Origin of the sequence: Thalassotalea eurytherma (assembly GCF_030161415.1) — a bacterium.
GTDB classification, from domain to species: Bacteria; Pseudomonadota; Gammaproteobacteria; order Enterobacterales; family Alteromonadaceae; genus Thalassotalea_G; species Thalassotalea_G eurytherma.
The window spans coordinates 1-17,943 of sequence record NZ_BSSU01000001.1; the positions used below are offsets into that span (position 1 = coordinate 1).

Consider the following 17,943-nt stretch of genomic DNA (forward strand, 5'->3'; position numbering starts at 1 on the left):
CGTTTAGTTTCACTATCGTTAACTAAACTTATCAAAACCGACCTTATGTCTCCTTGATGCGGTCTAACAAGTATTTCCTACACTTACTCTCTTTAGGTTACCCCGAAGAAGTGGAGCGCATTTTAGAGTTTTTACGGCTTGCGTCAACACTTATTTGTAAATAAATGACTGTTCGGCTATTTATCCGACAAAATGTTCCTTATTCCACCGGTTTGACGATATTTTCTCTTGTTTAGTGCCAAGAACATATCATGCGCTCTACCCTATAAGCTTTTTAAGGTAGTATTAATGAAAGTAAAGTTTGAATAATCAGAGGAAATATGGAAAGTAACATTCGTTCTTATAAAGGTATCGCTCCCAAAATCGGTAATTCTACTTATATTGATAGTAGTGCTGTCGTTATTGGTGACATCACTATTGGCGATGACGTTGGTGTTTGGCCCTTGGTGGCTATGCGTGGTGATGTTAACCATATTGTGATTGGCAATAGAACCAATGTTCAAGACGGTACGGTGTTACACGTTACCCATAAAAACAAAGCAAACCCAGACGGTTACCCATTGATTATTGGTAATGATGTGACCATTGGCCATAAATGTATGCTGCATGGTTGTACATTAGGAGACCGAATATTAGTTGGTATGGGTGCGATTATTATGGACGGTGCCATTGTACAAGACGATGTGCTTATTGGTGCCGGAACGCTAGTGCCACCGAATAAACTACTTGAAAGTGGTTTTCTATATGTTGGCAACCCAATGAAAAAAGCTCGCCCACTCAAGCCAGAAGAACAAGCCTTTTTATTAAAATCTGCCGATAATTACGTGAATATGAAAAACGATTATTTAGGACTGTAGGTTTTGGATTAAAGCGTAAGTTCTATAATACTATTATTATCTGGCTCGTTATCTTCGAGCCAGTCTTCTACCGCCATTTCAATATCAAACTTCAAAGCATCACTATACGCAGACTGTTTGGTTGTCACGACAATATCAATACGCTGCCCGCTCAATAACCCCGATAAACGCCAATATTTGCCATCGTACGACAAGTCATCATTTAACAGTATTGCTTGGTTCATAATGACATTTGCTCTCTTAATTGGCTAATAACGCCATCAGTGCTTGGTTTTACACCTCGCCAAATATAAAAGCTTTGAGCCGCTTGCTCAACTAACATGCCTAACCCATCGATTAACTGTTTACTCCCTGAGTTTTTCGCAAAAGTTAGAAATGGCGTTAACGCTTTACCATAAGTCATGTCATAACAAATCGTCTGTTCATGGAAAATATTAGATGGGATATTTAGGCTTTGCCCGTTTAAGCCAGCAGAAGTAGCATTTATGACAATATCGGCTTGGATGTCAGCCAGTTCTTCAAGTCGACATGCGCTAACTTGATCAGGATAGAGTTCAGCAATACTTTGCGCTTTCTCAACGGATCTATTTGCGATGGTAAGTTTAGCTGGTTGCTCTGCTAGCATAGCACTTACAACACCTTTAGAAGCGCCGCCAGCACCAAGTAGCACGATTGATTTACCCGACAACTCAACATTATGGTTGATGAGGTCATTGACCAAACCGACGCCGTCAGTATTATCACCGTATATAGCGCCATCTTTGAATATAAGCGTATTTACTGCGCCTGCTTTTGCTGCAAACTCGCTAAGCTCATCACACAATTCAAAAGCTTGCTCTTTAAAAGGCGCTGTAACATTAATGCCTTTTACACCTGATGAGATAAAGTTTTCGATTGCTCCCTTAAAGTCATCAACAGCAATGAGTTCTTTACTATACATCATATTCTGCTGCGTTTCTTGTGCGAACAGCCCATGAATAACAGGTGATTTTGATTGTGCAATGGGGTTACCAACGACTAAGTACTTATCCATATATTTAAGTGAGCATAAAGACTAAAGCACCAAGCTTAATGAATATCGCAGACAAAAAAAAGCAGCAATAACAAATGCTGCTTTTCTTCATTATATTTTTAAGGTCTTACTTAAAACTTATAACCAACTTGTAATGAATAAACCATAGGGTCAATGTCTACATCAACATAACCTGGTACCGTGCCACCTAATGCTTGAAATTTTGCCGTCGTATCGATGTCGATGTAACGAGCTGAAGCATTAATAGACCAGTTTTCATTGAAGTAGTAATCAACACCAATCTGTGCACTTAAACCCCATGAATTGGTTAAGTTTAAATCACTTAAGTTTAGTGGAGAATCTGGACCTTCCATCGCCGGGTTAAAGTCGTCTTCAAAGAAGAAGGTATAGTTAATACCTGCACCAACATAAGGCTTAAAGTTTGAATTTGTATCGAAGTAATACAATGCACTTACTGTTGGTGGTAAATGTTTTGTTTCACCTAAGTTTGTTTTTGTACCATCACCTAAATTTACGGTAATGTCATGTGAAAATGGCGTAGCTGCTAATACTTCAACCGCCCAGTTTGAATCTAGGAAGTAAACAAAGTTTAAACTTACTTGTGTATCATCTTCTACAGACGCCATTAAGTTACCTAAACCGATATCAACTGGCGCGCCACCTGCTAAGATTGTGAATTCAGCGCTGTCAGGTTGAACGTTAACTAAACCACCACGTAAAACCATATCGCCAGCTTGGTAACCACCAGCAAAAGCTGATAAAGAAAGTGAAGATAAAACTGCTACTGCTAATAGATTCTTTTTCATGAGAGTGCTTCCTAATAAGTAATTGCGTGTATTGTAATGACTAATTCAGGTACAAAACTTGATTTACCTCAAAAAAGAAAATGTTAAAAACATGTCAAAGTGTAAACAGCGCTAAAGCATGATCTACATCAACAAAAACCAGTGAACTTTTTTAAGAATCGCTTGAAAGCACGCTAATAGCTTGAATTAACGGTGAACTTTTCACCAAGCTTTTCGTTTCAAACACCTCAAAATTAAAAAACGCCCACATCTTCTCAGATATGAGCGTTACACTTAGCAATATTACTTACAAAGCTATTTTAAAGTGTTATTCGCTTAACCATGCTTGTGGTACGAGATAGCTTTGTAATTTAGCTTCTTCACTGTCTGCCTGCGCTTGGTAGTTATATTCCCATCGAGCAAGTGGCGGCATAGACATGAGAATAGACTCTGTTCTGCCACCTGATTGCAAGCCAAATAAGGTGCCTCTATCAAAAACTAAATTAAACTCTACATACCTACCACGACGATATAGTTGAAATTGTCGTTGCTGCTCGCTATATGGCGTTGATTTACGCTTATTAATAATTGGTACATAAGCATCGATAAAACCTTCACCTACCGCTTTTATATAATCAAAGCTACGGTCAAATCCCCACTCATTTAGATCGTCAAAGAATAGCCCTCCAACACCACGTGTTTCGTTTCGGTGTTTTAAGAAAAAGTATTCATCACACCATTTTTTATGTTCGTTATAAACATTTTCACCAAAAGGCATTGCTAAGTCTTTTGCTGTTTGATGCCAGTGCTTCACGTCATCGTCAAAAGGATAAAAAGGTGTGAGATCAAATCCACCGCCAAACCACCAAACGGGTGCTTCGCCCTCTTTTTCAGCAATGAAGAAACGTACATTGGCATGCGATGTTGGAATGTATGGGTTTTTAGGGTGAATAACTAACGAAACACCGCATGCTTGCCATGTTCTACCTGCAAGTTCAGGTCGGTGTGCCGTCGCTGATGGTGGTAATTTATCACCAGAAACATATGAAAAATTAACGCCACCTTGTTCTATAACATCCCCATCGGTTAGCACGCGAGTTCGGCCACCACCGCCAGCTTCACGTTGCCAGTTGTCTTCGGCAAACCTACCACTACCATCTGCAACTTCAAGCGCCTGACAAATTTTATCTTGCAGTGACTTTAAATAATCAATCACTATGTTTATGTCTACTTGGCTCATGTTCTAAAAACGTCTCCCGTTAAACCATCGATAATTTTAGATGGCTGTGTAAATCCTAAAGTATCGCCTTTAATGATAAAATCAATATGCTCGCCTAATGTCTGCTCAACGTGTTGCCAAGTTCTCGCGGGCTCTTGCCCTGTTAAATTAGCACTGGTAGAAACTATTGGTCCATCAACCGCTTTACATAGAGCGACAACGTCAGGCTGGCTAGTCACGCGAACAGCGATAGATGTAAATTGCCCAGTAAGCATATTCGACACTCCTGGTCGAGCGGGTAAGACTTGTGTAATACCATCAGGCCAACGTGACAATACGCTAAAGCGTTTATCTTGAGGGATTTTGTTGTCATCGACAAAAGGTAGCAACTGAGAATAGTTAGCCGCTAATAGGATGAGTCCTTTTTCTACTGGGCGCTGCTTCAATGCTAATAACTTCTCAACAGCGGCAGGGTTCGTAGGATCACAACCTAAGCCAAAAACAGCTTCCGTTGGATAGGCAATAATACCGCCTTCTAGATATGCTTGGACTGCACTTTCCATCATTAAGGTTTACATCATCTTTTTGCTGAAAAGTGCTAATTATATCCCTTTGTGATCCTATCTCCAGAAAATTAACAATTTTTATTCTTGGTTAACTCGCTTGCGCAGGTAAATTCCTGACCTTTTCTCTTAAAATAAACTTTTGTACTTTACCGGTAGAAGTTTTTGGTAACGCTGAAAAAATAATTGTTTTAGGACACTTAAAATGCGCTATATGTTGACGACAAAACGCAATGATCTCTTCTGACGTCGCCTGCTCTCCAGGCTTCAAGGTCACAAAAGCACAAGGTGTCTCACCCCACTTTTCATCCTCTTTTGCAACCACTGCAGCTTCAAGTATTTTAGGATGATTAAATAATAAGCCCTCAACCTCAACCGACGATATATTCTCGCCACCCGAAATAATAATGTCTTTAGAGCGATCACGTATTTCAATATAACCATCGGGGTGTTTAACCGCTAAATCACCCGAATGAAACCACCCATGTTTAAACGCTTCTTCTGTTGCCGTTGGGTTTTTCAAATAACCTTTCATCGTCGTATTACCGCGAAACATAATTTCACCGATGGTTTGCGCATCGTTTGGAACCGGCTTCATGGTTTCTGGGGCAAGCACATCGACATGTTCTTGTGTCGGATATTTAACGCCTTGTCTTGCCTTTAATGCGGCACGTTCATCTTCATCTTTATCTGCCCATTCAGGCTTCCACTGACTAACGACACAAGGACCATAAACCTCTGTTAGCCCATAAGATTGCGTAATATCAAATCCTAAAGATTCCATGCCTTTAATTACTGCTGCTGGTGGTGGCGCACCGGCTGTCATTGCTTTAATATTTTTAGGAATATTGAGTTTCAATTCCGCAGGAGCATTTAGAATCATATTCAACACAATGGGCGCACCACAAAAATGTGTAACACCATTATTGATGAAAGACTCAACAATCGCTTGTGGCTCGACATGACGCAAACAAACATGTGTTCCTCCAGCTGCGGTAATTGTCCATGGAAAACACCAACCATTGCAGTGAAACATTGGCAATGTCCACAAATACACAGCGTGCTCACCTAGAGGCCAAATTAATGTGTTTCCAATGGCATTTAGATAAGCACCTCGATGACTATAAACTACCCCCTTCGGGTTACCTGTTGTGCCTGATGTATAGTTCAATGACAGCGCCTGCCATTCATCAGTAATAAATGTATCGGTATAGTGTGGATTACCCTCGGCGAGTAGTAGTTCATAGCTAACACTGCCAATCGTTTGACCACAACCAAGATCATCAATATCGATAACCAGCGGGTTACGACTCGATAATGACAAAGCTTGCTGCATAACCTCTGAATATTCTGTATCAACAAACAAAACATCACATTCACCATGATCGAGAATAAACGCTAACGCAGGTGCATCAAGTCGCGTATTTAATGCATTTAATACAGCACCTGTCATTGGCACAGCAAAATGTGCTTCTAAAAACGCAGGAATATTGGCAGCCATAACCGACACGGTATTGCCTTCTTTTACGCCTCGAGCAATAAGCGCAGATGCTAGACGGTTCACATTTTCAACGTATGTTTGATAACTGATGTGATTGTTACCATGAATGATTGCGGTACGCTCAGGAAAAACTTGCGCTGTTCGTTGTAAAAAATTAACGGGTGATAATGGCGTATGGTTGGCGTAAACCTGATCCAAACCTTGTTGATAGATATTATTCATCACTTCCACCTTGACTAAAAAATCGACACCCTTTGATTCTATTGTCACGCGAATAAATAGCTATAGTGCTTTGGTCTAATATGGATACTGTTATCTCAAGGTCAATGAGCTGTTGAAGTTTCGTTCAGAAAGAAAGATAGGTATAATAACCGCCAATTCATTCTGCCCTCTTGCAGTTTATTTAAAATTAATAAAAAGGCATCTATATCATGACAGTTGGTATCATCATGGGGTCTAAGTCGGATTGGCCGACAATGACACACGCAGCGCAAATGTTAGATTCACTTGGTGTGAAATACGAAACAAAAGTTGTATCAGCACACAGAACGCCACACTTACTTGCTGATTATGCAGAATCAGCGAAAGATCGTGGTATTAAAGTGATTATCGCGGGTGCCGGTGGTGCAGCCCACCTACCAGGCATGGCAGCTGCTTTTACTAGCTTACCTGTTTTAGGTGTACCAGTGCAGTCTAAAGCATTAAGTGGTCAAGATTCATTACTTTCTATCGTGCAAATGCCAAAAGGTATTGCCGTAGGTACATTAGCGATAGGGAATGCCGGCGCAGCAAATGCTGGTTTGTTAGCGGCACAAATTTTAGCAACGCATGATGAAACCATTATGGCTAATGTTGAGAAGTTCCGCGCTGAACAAACACAAACTATTTTAGATAATCCTGATCCTGCTGAATAACACTATGAAAAAAGTTCTTGTATTAGGTGCTGGCCAACTGGCTCGCATGATGGCACTAGCAAGTAAGCCTTTAAATATCGACGTTAGAGCCTATGATGTTGGTTCTGATAAAGTCGTCGATCCATTAGTCAACAGTTTAGTTTACGGTGACTTGAACGACGGCATTGAATTTTCTGACGTGATTACCGCAGAATTCGAACATATCAGCCACGATGTGTTAGCCACTTGTGAAGCATCAGGAAAACTATTCCCATCTAGTCAGGCGATAAAAACCGGTGGCGATCGTCGCCTAGAAAAGGCATTGCTAGAAGCTGCTGACGTAGCCAATGCTCCTCATAAAATAATCCATACTAAAGCTGATTTTGATGAAGCTTTAGCGTCATTATCTTTACCGCTTATTTTAAAAAGTGCTCTTGCTGGATATGACGGTAAAGGCCAATGGCGTTTAAAAGACCTTAACGACAGCGATGCTATCTGGGCAGATATTCAGTCATTCTTTGACGGTGCACAGGGTGCTGAACGACAAGGCGTTATTGCAGAGCAAATGATTCCATTTGATCGTGAGGTTTCACTGGTTGGTGTGCGCAATAAGCAAGGTGATACTTTCGCTTACCCGCTGACTGAAAATCATCACAGTAATGGGGTGTTAAGCGTTTCATTAGCTGTTAATGAAAAACAAGAATTGCAAGCACAAGCATCAGAAGCATTTGATAGAATCGCAGGTGCGCTTAATTACGTTGGCGTATTAGCAATTGAGTTTTTCCAAGTGGGTGACAAATTGCTTGTTAACGAAATTGCGCCGCGTGTCCACAACTCAGGTCATTGGACTCAGCAAGGAAGTGATACTTGTCAGTTTGAGAACCACATTAGAGCAGTGGCCGATTTACCATTGGGCTCAACACATCTCATTCGTCCTTCGGCGATGATTAATATATTAGGTCCAGATCACGTAGACGATGCCGTCTTTAACGTGCCATCAGTTGCTATGCATTGGTATGGCAAAACAAAACGCCCTGGTCGAAAAATGGGACACATCAATGTTTGTGGTGATACTAAACCACAACTGTTAGAGCGACTAAATGAGTTAGCTAACCTATTACCTGAAAACGATTTTCCTGAAGTAGCCCAATACATTAGGCAACTTAAGTAAAAATCACATCACATAAAAAGGGCCAGAGTAAAAACCTTACTCTGGCCCTTTTTATTTTTGTTCAATTTATTGTATTTGAAAATGACCGCATTTTTTATTGGCACATTGGAGCTTTTCACCACTTGCCATGTTTCGCTTCACAAGCAAACTAAATCCACACTCTTCACAAACGCCAGCAACAGGCTGAAAATTAACGACAAACTTGCATTTGGGATAGCCATCACACGCATAGAATGTTTTACCGTAACGACTTTGCTTTTCATGTAACTGCCCTTTTTTACAACTCGGACAGTCGACTAACTGACTTTTGTCTTCTTCTGCGCCAGCATTGGGGTCTTCAATATGGTGACAAACAGGAAAATTACTACAGCCGATAAACATGCCATATCGGCCTTGTTTAACCGCTAGTTCATGCCCGCATTCAGGGCAACTAGAACCCGATAAGATCTTATCTTCAACTTTTTGGTGTTCAACAATTGGGCGCGTATATTGACAGGTAGGATAAGAAACGCAGCCCCAAAAAGCACCGCTTTTTGAATGTTTAATCGCAAGCTCAGAACCACATTCTGGACACACTTCATATGCCTTTTCTAAGGCATGCTCATGACGTTCAAATAATGAATCATCGTGTTCAGACATAATTAACCAAATCTTGTTTGCATAAAGTTAGATAGGCTAATTATGTCATAAATCACCAGTAAATGAATATGTCTTAATGTAATGGCCCTTCAGGCACTTCATCAAAAATCAAATCTTCTAATTGAGAATATGCTGATTCTTGACCCGGCACATTAAACAGCACCATTAAGATAACCCATTTTAAATCATCTAAGGCGAACTCTTTTGTATCAAGCTCCATGACACGATCAACAACCAATTCTCGCGTCGTAAAATCAAGTACATTGATTTGTTCGAGAAATAGTAGAAAACCACGACACTCAGTATCTAATCGCTGCATTTCTTCAGCGGTATAAACACGAACAGAATGATTACTAATTTTAGTTAGGCAAGGATAGGCTTCGGTATCTTGCAGAGCCGCAAGCTTCTCAAGCCATTTTAACGCTTTGTAGATCTCATCTTGGTGAAAACCAGCGCCCGTTAACTCATCTGTTAACGTGTCATTATCAACCATCACTTCCGATTCGGAATGAATATAGTTTTCAAAAAGGTACATTAGAATGTCAAACATCACTACCCCCTAGTTAACTTCAAGTAGCCTCCTGGTACAGCTGCTACCAGACCTCTAAGCTCAAGAACTGTAAGTCGACTTGTCACTTCCTCTATGGGAAGTTGCGTTCGAGAAACAACAACATCAATTGGTGTTATTTCATCTCCCACACTAGCTAACAATGAATCGATTAACAAGCCTCGATCGTTGGTTTTTTCACATTCATTTTTACCACTGTCATTTTCCGGCATTTTTAGTGCTGAAAAACTAAGTGCCACTTCATTAGTAATATCGGCAACCTCACTAACAAGTTTAGCACCTTGTTTAATTAGCGTATGACAACCTTCACTCATCTCATTGCGAATACTACCTGGAATCGCAAATACATCACGATTTTGTTCAAGTGCCATGCGCGCGGTAATCAATGAACCGCTCTTGTTTTTGGCTTCAATAACCAAAACGCCAAGCGACATACCACTTATAATACGGTTGCGACGAGGAAAATGGCCTTGTTTCGCTACAGTTTTTGGTAAAAACTCACTGATAATAAGACCGCCTTTTTCAAGAATCTTATTCACTAATTGACGATGTCTTGCAGGGTAGACTAGATCAATCCCTGTCGCCACTACCGCAATCGTTCTGCCAGTGCTAGATAAAGCACCTTGGTGAGCAGCAGCATCAATACCTAACGCTAAGCCACTAGTTACCGTTATGTTATTCGCCGCCAATGACCGAGCAAAGCTATTTGCAATCTCTTTTCCTGTCATTGAGCAAGATCTACTGCCAACAATTGCAATCTGTTCGCTCGTCAACAGGCGAGTGTTTCCTTTGGCAAACAATACAAACGGTGGATCATGAATCTCTTTAAGCAACGGGGGATAGCGATCATCGTCAAAATGAATAATATCGGCTTGTGCAGCATGCGCATTGGCAAGCACCTGTTCGATAAACAACCAGTTTGGATGATGTATTGCAGCTTTTTGTTTATCGGTAAGTGGCAACGCTGAGAGCGCCATTGGCTTTTCAAATAATGAGAAAAGCCCAAACTCTTCAACAAGGGCTAGTTTCTTTCGATGGCTAAGTCGCGGTATTAACTTTACCGCGAGCCAATAATGGGTTGGTGATTTTGGCATCTCTCCTCCATAAGAGCACGCCTTTAGTACATCCTAATCTAAGGTGCTGTCACTATATCCTTTAGTTTAATCGGCTTTGTCGAATTTAGTATCAACGCCATTGCCGTTTTTTCGTAGGTTTTAAATACCATCATGTTACCGAAGGTTTCCATCGGCATATCATAATCAGATTGAGATTTATTAGCCATACGATGCCAACGTGATGCATCATTCTTGTAAACAGGCCCTTGTTTTGTCTCTACAACACCAGGGCTTACACGGCCAATGGTAAAGACATCCCCTAATTTAACACCTTGGCTCTCGCCCAAATCGATCATGACAACTTCAAGTTTACCGAACTCACGGATACCAGAAGCAGAGTGAACGATATTGCCGATAAGATCTTTATTGGCAGCTTGCATCGTGTAATAAGAAGGTAACTGCTGATCTTCGTATACCGGCATCACCACATCGCCTGAGCGAACTTCTCGTTTAACACTGTCTAAATACAAGGTAGCTGGCATATTATTTTCGATATCACCTTCGCGAAGGGTTTTTCCTGTACCAACAAGTACAGCGTGATTACCTAAGACTTCCTGTGTATCAGGATCAATAATCTCTTCACCTTTTTGATATATCGCGTAGGCCTGTCCTAATGTAAGGTTGCCTTTAATATATAAATAAAAACCATCAACACTTGATTTATACCCTTCATCACTCCCTAAAACATACGGTAAATCTGCTAATGCTTCGTCTTCAAATACACTGGCATACTGGATATAGGGTTCGATGACATTTAACGGGAGTGTTTCTACTGGATTGAGATCTTTGAGTTGGGTACGAACTTTAGGTGACCATTTTAATTCAGGTTTACCTTTTACCAACATTGGTTGGCCTTGTTCATCAAAGACAAGTCGAAGTTCGTCACCTGGATAAATAAGGTGCGGGTTATTAATTTCAGGGTTCAAACGCCATAGTTTTGGCCATAACCAAGGCTGATTTAGGAAAATACCTGAGATATCCCACAGCGTATCACCTTTTTTAACGACGTAAGTTTTTGGTGCATTTTCTTTTAGCGTCAGCTGATCTGCCATAGACAACATAGGTAAAAGAAAGCTAATTGTTGTTAATATTATTTTTTTTAACATGCTACCCTGCCTGTTATTCAATAACCACTATGATTAATTTCATTTAATGGCTAAAATTGAAACATAACATTCTATATAGAATATCGCTAATTATTTTGAACAATTATGGCTATTTTAAACGTACTTAGATTCCCAGACGAAAGATTAAGAACCAAAGCAGCAGATGTTGCTGAGGTAAATGAAGAAATCCAAAAAATTGTCGACGACATGATCGAAACCATGTACGACGAAAAAGGGGTTGGCTTAGCCGCCACGCAAGTTAACATTCATCAGCGCATTGTTGTAATGGATGTCTCTGACGATGCAGACAATCCTATCGTATTAATCAACCCAGAAATCATTAAGAAAAGTGAAGAAACATTTATTAATGAAGAAGGTTGTTTATCGGTACCAGGTTGCTACGCAAAGGTTACTCGACATGAACTCGTTACAGTAAAAGCCCTCGACCGCAATGGCAAAGAATTTACGCTCGATGGTGACGAACTGCTAAGTATCTGCATTCAACATGAATTAGACCATTTAGCTGGTGTGTTGTTCGTTGATTACTTATCACCTTTAAAGCGCAAGCGCATTCAAACCAAGCTTGAAAAAGAAGCTCGACTTGCAAAAGCTTAAGCATACAAAGCCTAGGATACTCTCTTGTCAAAACCGTTAAATATTATATTTGCTGGCACACCTGATTTTGCTGCCCAGCATTTACAAGCGCTTATTAATTCACATCACAATATTGTTGCTGTTTACTGTCCGCCAGATAAACCAGCAGGTAGAGGTAAAAAACTAACAGCCTGTGCGACCAAGCAACTAGCACTGGCAAATAACTTAGTTGTTGAACAGCCTGTTAATTTCAAAGCAACTGAAGATCAAGAAACACTTGCTAACTACAATGCAGACGTAATGGTTGTGGTTGCTTATGGTTTGCTATTACCTGAAGTTATTCTTAATGCACCAAAACTTGGTTGCATTAATGTTCATGGCTCACTATTACCTAAATGGCGCGGTGCTGCGCCCATTCAACGATCTTTAGAAGCTGGTGATGGACAAACAGGCGTCACAATTATGCAAATGGATAAAGGCCTAGATACAGGCGACATGATATTAAAAGCAACGTGTGACATCACGCCTTCCGATACCAGCGCCAGCCTTTATGAAAAACTAGCTGCATTAGGACCTGAAGCGTTAATTGACACGTTATCACTAATGGCAACGGGTGAGCATACTGCAGAAAAACAAGATGACAGCCTAGCCAACTATGCTGCAAAGCTTGATAAAGCAGAAGCTGAGTTAGACTGGTCTTTGTCTGCTAACGTATTAGATAGAAAAGTAAGGGCCTACATTCCTTGGCCTGTCGCTCAATTTACCTTTATCGATGAAAAGCAAAACCCACAACGCATTCGTATTTGGCAAGCTACCCCGCTGCAGCTCGCTCACGGTAAAGCGCCCGGGACAATTTTAACGGCTGATAAGAAAGGCATTGTTGTCGCAACTGGCGATGGCGCACTTTCATTAACATCATTACAAATACCTGGCAAAAAGCCACTCAGTGTCGCTGATATATTAAATGCTCGTGGTCATTGGTTTACTCCAAACACACCAATAACAGGTCAAATTAATGAGTAAAAATGTTCGCGCGTTAGCCGCTAAATGCATTTTTAACGTGGTAGATAAGGGCAGAAGTTTATCTGATGAACTTCCCCATGCTCAAGCACAAGCAGATGACAAAGACAGCGCCCTACTCCAAGAAATTTGCTTTGGTGTCGTTAGGTTTCTACCTGAATTAGAATATTGTGTTCGCGATTTAGTCGATAAGCCACTTAAAGGTAAGCAACGTGTTGCTCACTTTCTCTTATTAGTCGGCGTTTATCAATTAAAATACATGCGCATACCAGATCATGCCGCATTAAATGAAACAGTTTCTGCTGCTAAGCCTCTTAAACAATTTCATTTAAAAGGCATGATTAACGCCGTATTGCGAAATTACTTAAGGCAAAAGCCAGAACAAAGTACTCAACTGCCTGAGCCAGTTGAATATAACCATCCAAGCTGGTTCATTAAAAAATTGAAACTTGCCTACCCTGACAAGTGGCAAACCGTGCTTAATGCCAACCAGCAAAAACCCCCAATGTGGTTGCGAGTAAATCATCAACATTATAGCGTTGAGCAATATAGTCATTTACTCAACGAAGCAAACATAGCTCATCAGGTTATCACAGTCGCAGAGCCTACTATTTTATTAGACAGTGCAGTCGATGTAGCAAAATTGCCCGCGTTTGATAACGGCGCTGTGTCAGTGCAAGATGGTGCGGCCCAGCAAGCCGCTTGGCTGTTGGATGCAAAAGCTGGCGACCATGTACTTGATTGTTGTGCTGCCCCCGGCGGAAAAACCTGTCATGTGCTAGAGCTAGAGCCTTCAATTACGATGACTGCTATTGATATTGAAGACAAACGCTTATCACGCGTAGAAGAAAACTTATCTCGCTTAAACCTCTCTGCAACATTGGTCAGCGCTGATGCAACAGCAGCTGACTGGTGGGATAAAAAGCTGTTCGATCGAATTTTACTTGATGCACCTTGTTCAGCCACCGGTGTTATTAGACGACATCCAGATATAAAATGGCTGAGAAAAGCAGAAGATATTGATGCCCTTGCACAAATTCAGCAACAAATTTTACAAAACATATGGCAGATGCTAAAACCAGGTGGTACCTTGCTATATGCAACATGTAGTGTATTACCCGATGAAAACAAAGCACAAATTGAACAGTTTTTATCAAAAACACCTGATGCAAGTTTGCAGGCCATCACCTTAAATGCGGATGATATTGGCTGGCAAATATTGCCTGACGAACAAAGTATGGATGGCTTTTACTACGCCAAACTAACAAAAAACAACTGATATTAAGCTAATTATAGATATAGCAATAGTATCTATCGGTGCAGTAGCGGAACACTGAATGAAAATAATAATTATAGGTGCAGGTCAAGTGGGCGGTACACTCGCTGAAAAGCTAGTGGGTGAACAAAACGACATCACGCTAATTGATATAAACCAAGAAAAGCTGAGAGAGCTCCAAGATAAGCTCGACCTGCAAGTCATAGCAGGCGCTGGTAGTCACCCCGAAGTGCTGATGCAAGCCGGTGCAGAAGATGCCGATATGCTGATAGCGGTAACAAGTGATGACGCAACGAACATGATTGCCTGCCAAATTAGTTACTCTTTATATGGCACTACGAAGAAAATTGCTCGTATCCGCTCTGAGCAAATTCTAAAATATCGTGATGAGCTATTCCATAATCAACATATTCCTATCGACCATATTATTGCACCGGAGCAGCTCGTAACGAGAGATATTGCGCGGCTCATCGATTACCCTGGCGCATTACAAGTGTTAGAGTTTGCTGGCGGTAAGGTAAGCTTAGTAGCCGTTAAAGCGTATTATGGTGGTTTGTTAGTTGGTCATGCCCTATCAACGTTACGCGAACATATTCCTAATGTAGATACACGTGTTGCCGCTATTTACCGACGCGGTAAACCCATTCGACCGCTTGGTACCACTGTTATTGAAGCTGATGATGAAGTGTTTTTCATCGCTGCCACTAAACACATTCGCGCAGTTATGAATGAACTACAGAAGCTAGAAGCCGCTTATAAACGTGTGATGATAGCTGGTGGCGGTAATATTGGTGCAGGTTTAGCGAGCATTCTAGAAAAGAATCATCAAGTAAAGCTTATTGAGCGCAATATTGATAGAGCAAACCAATTAGCGTCTGAACTTAAAAATACGGTAGTATTTACCGGTGACTCTTCTGATCAAGAATTACTTGTTGAAGAGCATATCGATCAGTTTGATGTATTTATCGCCGTTACCAATGATGACGAAGCAAACATAATGTCGTCGTTATTAGCAAAACATTTAGGCGTGCGTAAAACCATGGTGCTTATTCAACGAGATGCTTACGTCGATCTTGTTCACGGTAGTAATATCGATATTGCCATATCACCACAACATGCCACTATTTCTGCGTTACTAACGCGTATTCGTAAAGGCTCTATCGACAACGTTTACTCATTACGCGGAGGTGCTGCTGAAGCGATTGAGATCGTAGCAAAAGGTGATGAAAGCGCCTCTAAGGTTGTAGGCCGAACAATTAAGTCTTTGAAACTGCCACCGGGTACATCTATTGGTGCCATTGTGCGTGGAGATGAAGTATTAATTGCCCATTCAAATACGGTTATTCAAGAGGAAGACCACGTAATTATCTTCTTAGTGAACAAACGCTACATTACAGAAGTTGAAAAACTCTTCCAAGTTGGTGCTATTTACTTCTAACGAAAATGATTAAAAAAGGGGCGACGTATGTCTATACCTCGCCCCTTTTTATTACCTAATGATTTATGAACGCCAAAACGCCGGCGTGAATAATACCAGTAAGGTAAAGATTTCTAATCGGCCAAATAACATCGCTACAATCAGTACCCACTTACTAAAATCGTTCAAACTAGCGAAATTAGAGGCAACCTCACCTAAACCTGGGCCAAGGTTATTTAAACAAGCAGCAACGGCTGTAAATGCCGTTATATCATCAACACCGCTTGCTATAAGTAACAGCATACATAAAACAAATACTGCGGCATACGCTGAGAAGAATCCCCAAACAGCTTCTATAACCCTTGGTGGTAACGCCTTTCTACCCAATTTGATTGAAAAAATAGCTTTTGGATGCACTAGTTTGTTGAGCTCCCTTACCCCTTGTAAATAAAGTAAGAAGACCCGAATAACTTTCATACCTCCACCAGTACTACCGGCACAACCACCGATAAAACTAGAGAATATTAGTAGGATTGGCAATAAGGTGGGCCAGTCAGCAAACGAGGTAGTTGCAAACCCTGCAGTCGTGCTAATTGAAACCGATTGAAATAGCGCCTGATCTAGTGCTCTATCAGCATTGGTGTAAGTACCTTCAGCCATTAAAACGGCAAAACAAACAAGAGTTAGTATCACTTGAATAGAGATAAATACTTTAAATTCAGGATCGTGAATATAGCTTCTAAAGGAGCGATTTTGCACGGCTGCATAATGCAGCGCAAAGTTAACGCCAGCAATAATTAAGAAGACAACGCAAACTAAATTTATTACAGGGCTATTAAAGTACCCCATACTTGCGTCGTGAGTTGAGAAGCCACCTATCGCTATGGTTGAGAAAGCATGACATATTGCATCAAAAGCAGACATACCGGCTAACCAATAGGCAAGCCCACAAAGAATGGTTAACGATAAATAGATATACCACAAATGTTTCGCCGTATCGGCTATACGCGGCGTCATTTTAGAGTCTTTTACCGGACCAGGTGTTTCTGCGCGATATAACTGCATCCCACCAATACCAAGCATTGGTAATACAGCTACGGCGAGTACGATAATCCCCATACCACCAAGCCACTGTAATTGTTGGCGATAAAACAAGATCGCATGTGACATGCTATCTAAGCCCGTTAGTACCGTAGCGCCGGTCGTAGTTAAACCAGAAAAAGACTCAAAGAACGCATCAGAAACAGATAGATTAGGCTCTTCTAAAAGTAAAAGTGGTATTGCTGAGAAGCTAGCTAATACCGTCCAGAATAGAACAACAATTAAAAAACCTTCGCGCGCTCTTAAATCGTCTTTTTGATTACGATTGGGATACCAAGCTAAAAAACCTGCCGCTAAACAAAATAGAAATGACAATAAAAATGGTACACCACCACCGTCTCGATAAATGGCAGATACCAACGCGGGTGGCAACATGGTGCCACTAAGTAACGTAACCAATAAACCTAAAATTCGTATGATATTTCTATATTGCACAGTGAATCATGGTATCCGTTCAGTAATTATTCTTGTTTTGATGTTAGTACTAACTTACCTGAAGACATAGTTTCTAATTGCATAGCAAAACCATCGACGTTAGACTCTGGAATATTGAGTATTAAACTAACTTGTTCACCAAAGCCTTGTTCAGCCAGTTTCCCTTGATGTTGCTCTAACAAATAAAATACGTCATTAACTTGAGTATATTGACACGTCAAGTGGCGTTGTACCATAGGTATTTTAGTACGACTTTGCAATTTTTCGACGGCATTTCTGACACTTAGGCTATAAGCTCTCGATAAGCCGCCAGTACCTAATTTTGTGCCACCAAAATATCTGACAACAATTGCAGCAACCTCTCCAACCTCACTACCTTGCAAACTAGCTAACATCGGCCGACCAGCTGTGCCAGATGGCTCACCATCGTCAGAGAATCCGTATTTTTGGCTGTCATTAGGATCGCCCAATAAAAAGGCATAGCAGTGATGAGATGCATTGGGGTGTTCTTGTTGGCATGCATGAAGCTTGACTTTAAAGGTATCAGCTGTCGTGCACGGAAAAAGAAAACAAATAAATCGGCTACGATTAACGATAGTCTCTTCTACTACGTCGTTAATCGCAACCTGGTATGGTTTGTTAGCCATAAA

At 40.9% G+C, this 17,943-nt stretch carries 19 protein-coding genes; 7 read left to right on the forward strand and 12 right to left on the reverse strand.

What is annotated here, in order from left to right; all coding sequences use genetic code 11:
- Positions 1–320: 320 nt before the first annotated feature.
- Positions 321–857, forward strand: coding sequence for a gamma carbonic anhydrase family protein (locus QQK02_RS00005; protein WP_284205868.1), 537 nt, complete (start codon positions 321–323; stop codon positions 855–857).
- An 8-nt stretch (positions 858–865) separates the two neighbouring features.
- Here QQK02_RS00005 and QQK02_RS00010 read toward each other — a convergent pair whose 3' ends face one another.
- From QQK02_RS00010 to QQK02_RS00035, 6 genes are all read right to left on the reverse strand, one after another.
- Positions 866–1,081, reverse strand: coding sequence for a hypothetical protein (locus QQK02_RS00010; RefSeq protein WP_284205869.1), 216 nt, complete (start codon positions 1,079–1,081; stop codon positions 866–868).
- A complete protein-coding gene (gene aroE / locus QQK02_RS00015; protein ID WP_284205870.1) occupies positions 1,078–1,890 on the reverse strand; it encodes a shikimate dehydrogenase in 813 nt (270 codons plus the stop codon). The genes QQK02_RS00010 and aroE overlap by 4 nt, the downstream gene beginning before the upstream one ends.
- Before the next feature lie 110 nt (positions 1,891–2,000).
- Positions 2,001–2,696, reverse strand: a complete 696-nt coding sequence (locus tag QQK02_RS00020) for an OmpW/AlkL family protein (protein WP_284205871.1) — start codon at positions 2,694–2,696, stop codon at positions 2,001–2,003.
- A gap of 307 nt (positions 2,697–3,003) precedes the next feature.
- The gene (hemF, locus tag QQK02_RS00025) at positions 3,004–3,915 is read right to left on the reverse strand and encodes an oxygen-dependent coproporphyrinogen oxidase (protein ID WP_284205872.1); all 912 of its coding nucleotides are present in this window, start codon (positions 3,913–3,915) and stop codon (positions 3,004–3,006) included.
- On the reverse strand, positions 3,912–4,460 hold the full coding sequence (locus tag QQK02_RS00030; protein WP_284205873.1) for a Sua5/YciO/YrdC/YwlC family protein: 549 nt from the start codon (positions 4,458–4,460) through the stop codon (positions 3,912–3,914). The genes hemF and QQK02_RS00030 overlap by 4 nt, the downstream gene beginning before the upstream one ends.
- Before the next feature lie 88 nt (positions 4,461–4,548).
- Complete coding sequence (locus tag QQK02_RS00035) at positions 4,549–6,180, reverse strand: acyl-CoA synthetase (protein WP_284205874.1); 1,632 nt, start codon at positions 6,178–6,180, stop codon at positions 4,549–4,551.
- Positions 6,181–6,389: 209 nt separating this feature from the next.
- Between QQK02_RS00035 and purE the strand changes: the two genes are divergently transcribed.
- Positions 6,390–6,872, forward strand: coding sequence for a 5-(carboxyamino)imidazole ribonucleotide mutase (purE, locus tag QQK02_RS00040; RefSeq protein ID WP_284205875.1), 483 nt, complete (start codon positions 6,390–6,392; stop codon positions 6,870–6,872).
- A 4-nt stretch (positions 6,873–6,876) separates the two neighbouring features.
- Positions 6,877–8,022, forward strand: a complete 1,146-nt coding sequence (locus tag QQK02_RS00045; protein WP_284205876.1) for a 5-(carboxyamino)imidazole ribonucleotide synthase — start codon at positions 6,877–6,879, stop codon at positions 8,020–8,022.
- A gap of 66 nt (positions 8,023–8,088) precedes the next feature.
- On the opposite strand, the gene QQK02_RS00050 is transcribed toward QQK02_RS00045, so the two are convergent.
- The 4 genes from QQK02_RS00050 to QQK02_RS00065 form a co-directional block, all read right to left on the reverse strand.
- Positions 8,089–8,661: a DNA topoisomerase family protein gene (locus QQK02_RS00050; protein ID WP_284205877.1), complete on the reverse strand. Its 573-nt coding sequence runs from the start codon at positions 8,659–8,661 to the stop codon at positions 8,089–8,091.
- Positions 8,662–8,734: 73 nt separating this feature from the next.
- A complete protein-coding gene (locus QQK02_RS00055; protein WP_284205878.1) occupies positions 8,735–9,211 on the reverse strand; it encodes a DUF494 family protein in 477 nt (158 codons plus the stop codon).
- A 2-nt stretch (positions 9,212–9,213) separates the two neighbouring features.
- A complete protein-coding gene (dprA, locus tag QQK02_RS00060; protein WP_284205879.1) occupies positions 9,214–10,323 on the reverse strand; it encodes a DNA-processing protein DprA in 1,110 nt (369 codons plus the stop codon).
- Positions 10,324–10,361: 38 nt separating this feature from the next.
- Complete coding sequence (locus tag QQK02_RS00065; protein ID WP_284205880.1) at positions 10,362–11,450, reverse strand: LysM peptidoglycan-binding domain-containing protein; 1,089 nt, start codon at positions 11,448–11,450, stop codon at positions 10,362–10,364.
- Positions 11,451–11,555: 105 nt separating this feature from the next.
- Between QQK02_RS00065 and def the strand changes: the two genes are divergently transcribed.
- Genes def through trkA form a run of 4 tightly spaced genes read left to right on the forward strand, consistent with a single transcriptional unit; the run spans position 11,556 to position 15,778 of the window.
- A complete protein-coding gene (gene def, locus QQK02_RS00070) occupies positions 11,556–12,065 on the forward strand; it encodes a peptide deformylase (protein WP_284205881.1) in 510 nt (169 codons plus the stop codon).
- 24 nt (positions 12,066–12,089) lie between these two features.
- Positions 12,090–13,067: a methionyl-tRNA formyltransferase gene (gene fmt / locus QQK02_RS00075; protein ID WP_284205882.1), complete on the forward strand. Its 978-nt coding sequence runs from the start codon at positions 12,090–12,092 to the stop codon at positions 13,065–13,067.
- Positions 13,060–14,343 carry a 16S rRNA (cytosine(967)-C(5))-methyltransferase RsmB gene (gene rsmB, locus QQK02_RS00080; RefSeq protein ID WP_284205883.1) on the forward strand — a complete coding sequence of 428 codons (1,284 nt, stop codon included), beginning with the start codon at positions 13,060–13,062 and terminating at the stop codon, positions 14,341–14,343. Before fmt ends, rsmB begins: the two co-directional genes overlap by 8 nt.
- A gap of 58 nt (positions 14,344–14,401) precedes the next feature.
- On the forward strand, positions 14,402–15,778 hold the full coding sequence (trkA, locus tag QQK02_RS00085; protein WP_284205884.1) for a Trk system potassium transporter TrkA: 1,377 nt from the start codon (positions 14,402–14,404) through the stop codon (positions 15,776–15,778).
- Between the two features lie 63 nt (positions 15,779–15,841).
- Here the strand turns inward: trkA and QQK02_RS00090 are convergent, their stop codons facing one another.
- On the reverse strand, positions 15,842–17,293 hold the full coding sequence (locus tag QQK02_RS00090; protein WP_284205885.1) for a TrkH family potassium uptake protein: 1,452 nt from the start codon (positions 17,291–17,293) through the stop codon (positions 15,842–15,844).
- A 26-nt stretch (positions 17,294–17,319) separates the two neighbouring features.
- A complete protein-coding gene (locus QQK02_RS00095; protein WP_284205886.1) occupies positions 17,320–17,940 on the reverse strand; it encodes a YigZ family protein in 621 nt (206 codons plus the stop codon).
- Positions 17,941–17,943: the final 3 nt, after the last annotated feature.

Excerpts from the sequence above, each read along its gene's own strand:
- QQK02_RS00005 (WP_284205868.1), top strand. The coding sequence starts at position 321 with ATGGAAAGTAACATTCGTTCTTATAAAGGTATCGCTCCCAAAATCGGT.
- hemF (WP_284205872.1), bottom strand. The coding sequence starts at position 3,915 with ATGAGCCAAGTAGACATAAACATAGTGATTGATTATTTAAAGTCACTG.
- QQK02_RS00050 (WP_284205877.1), bottom strand. The coding sequence starts at position 8,661 with ATGTCTGAACACGATGATTCATTATTTGAACGTCATGAGCATGCCTTA.
- QQK02_RS00030 (WP_284205873.1), bottom strand. The coding sequence starts at position 4,460 with ATGATGGAAAGTGCAGTCCAAGCATATCTAGAAGGCGGTATTATTGCC.
- rsmB (WP_284205883.1), top strand. The coding sequence starts at position 13,060 with ATGAGTAAAAATGTTCGCGCGTTAGCCGCTAAATGCATTTTTAACGTG.
- trkA (WP_284205884.1), top strand. The coding sequence starts at position 14,402 with ATGAAAATAATAATTATAGGTGCAGGTCAAGTGGGCGGTACACTCGCT.
- QQK02_RS00095 (WP_284205886.1), bottom strand. The coding sequence starts at position 17,940 with ATGGCTAACAAACCATACCAGGTTGCGATTAACGACGTAGTAGAAGAG.
- QQK02_RS00020 (WP_284205871.1), bottom strand. The coding sequence starts at position 2,696 with ATGAAAAAGAATCTATTAGCAGTAGCAGTTTTATCTTCACTTTCTTTA.
- purE (WP_284205875.1), top strand. The coding sequence starts at position 6,390 with ATGACAGTTGGTATCATCATGGGGTCTAAGTCGGATTGGCCGACAATG.
- QQK02_RS00010 (WP_284205869.1), bottom strand. The coding sequence starts at position 1,081 with ATGAACCAAGCAATACTGTTAAATGATGACTTGTCGTACGATGGCAAA.
- QQK02_RS00055 (WP_284205878.1), bottom strand. The coding sequence starts at position 9,211 with ATGTTTGACATTCTAATGTACCTTTTTGAAAACTATATTCATTCCGAA.
- QQK02_RS00035 (WP_284205874.1), bottom strand. The coding sequence starts at position 6,180 with ATGAATAATATCTATCAACAAGGTTTGGATCAGGTTTACGCCAACCAT.
- aroE (WP_284205870.1), bottom strand. The coding sequence starts at position 1,890 with ATGGATAAGTACTTAGTCGTTGGTAACCCCATTGCACAATCAAAATCA.
- QQK02_RS00045 (WP_284205876.1), top strand. The coding sequence starts at position 6,877 with ATGAAAAAAGTTCTTGTATTAGGTGCTGGCCAACTGGCTCGCATGATG.
- dprA (WP_284205879.1), bottom strand. The coding sequence starts at position 10,323 with ATGCCAAAATCACCAACCCATTATTGGCTCGCGGTAAAGTTAATACCG.
- def (WP_284205881.1), top strand. The coding sequence starts at position 11,556 with ATGGCTATTTTAAACGTACTTAGATTCCCAGACGAAAGATTAAGAACC.
- QQK02_RS00065 (WP_284205880.1), bottom strand. The coding sequence starts at position 11,450 with ATGTTAAAAAAAATAATATTAACAACAATTAGCTTTCTTTTACCTATG.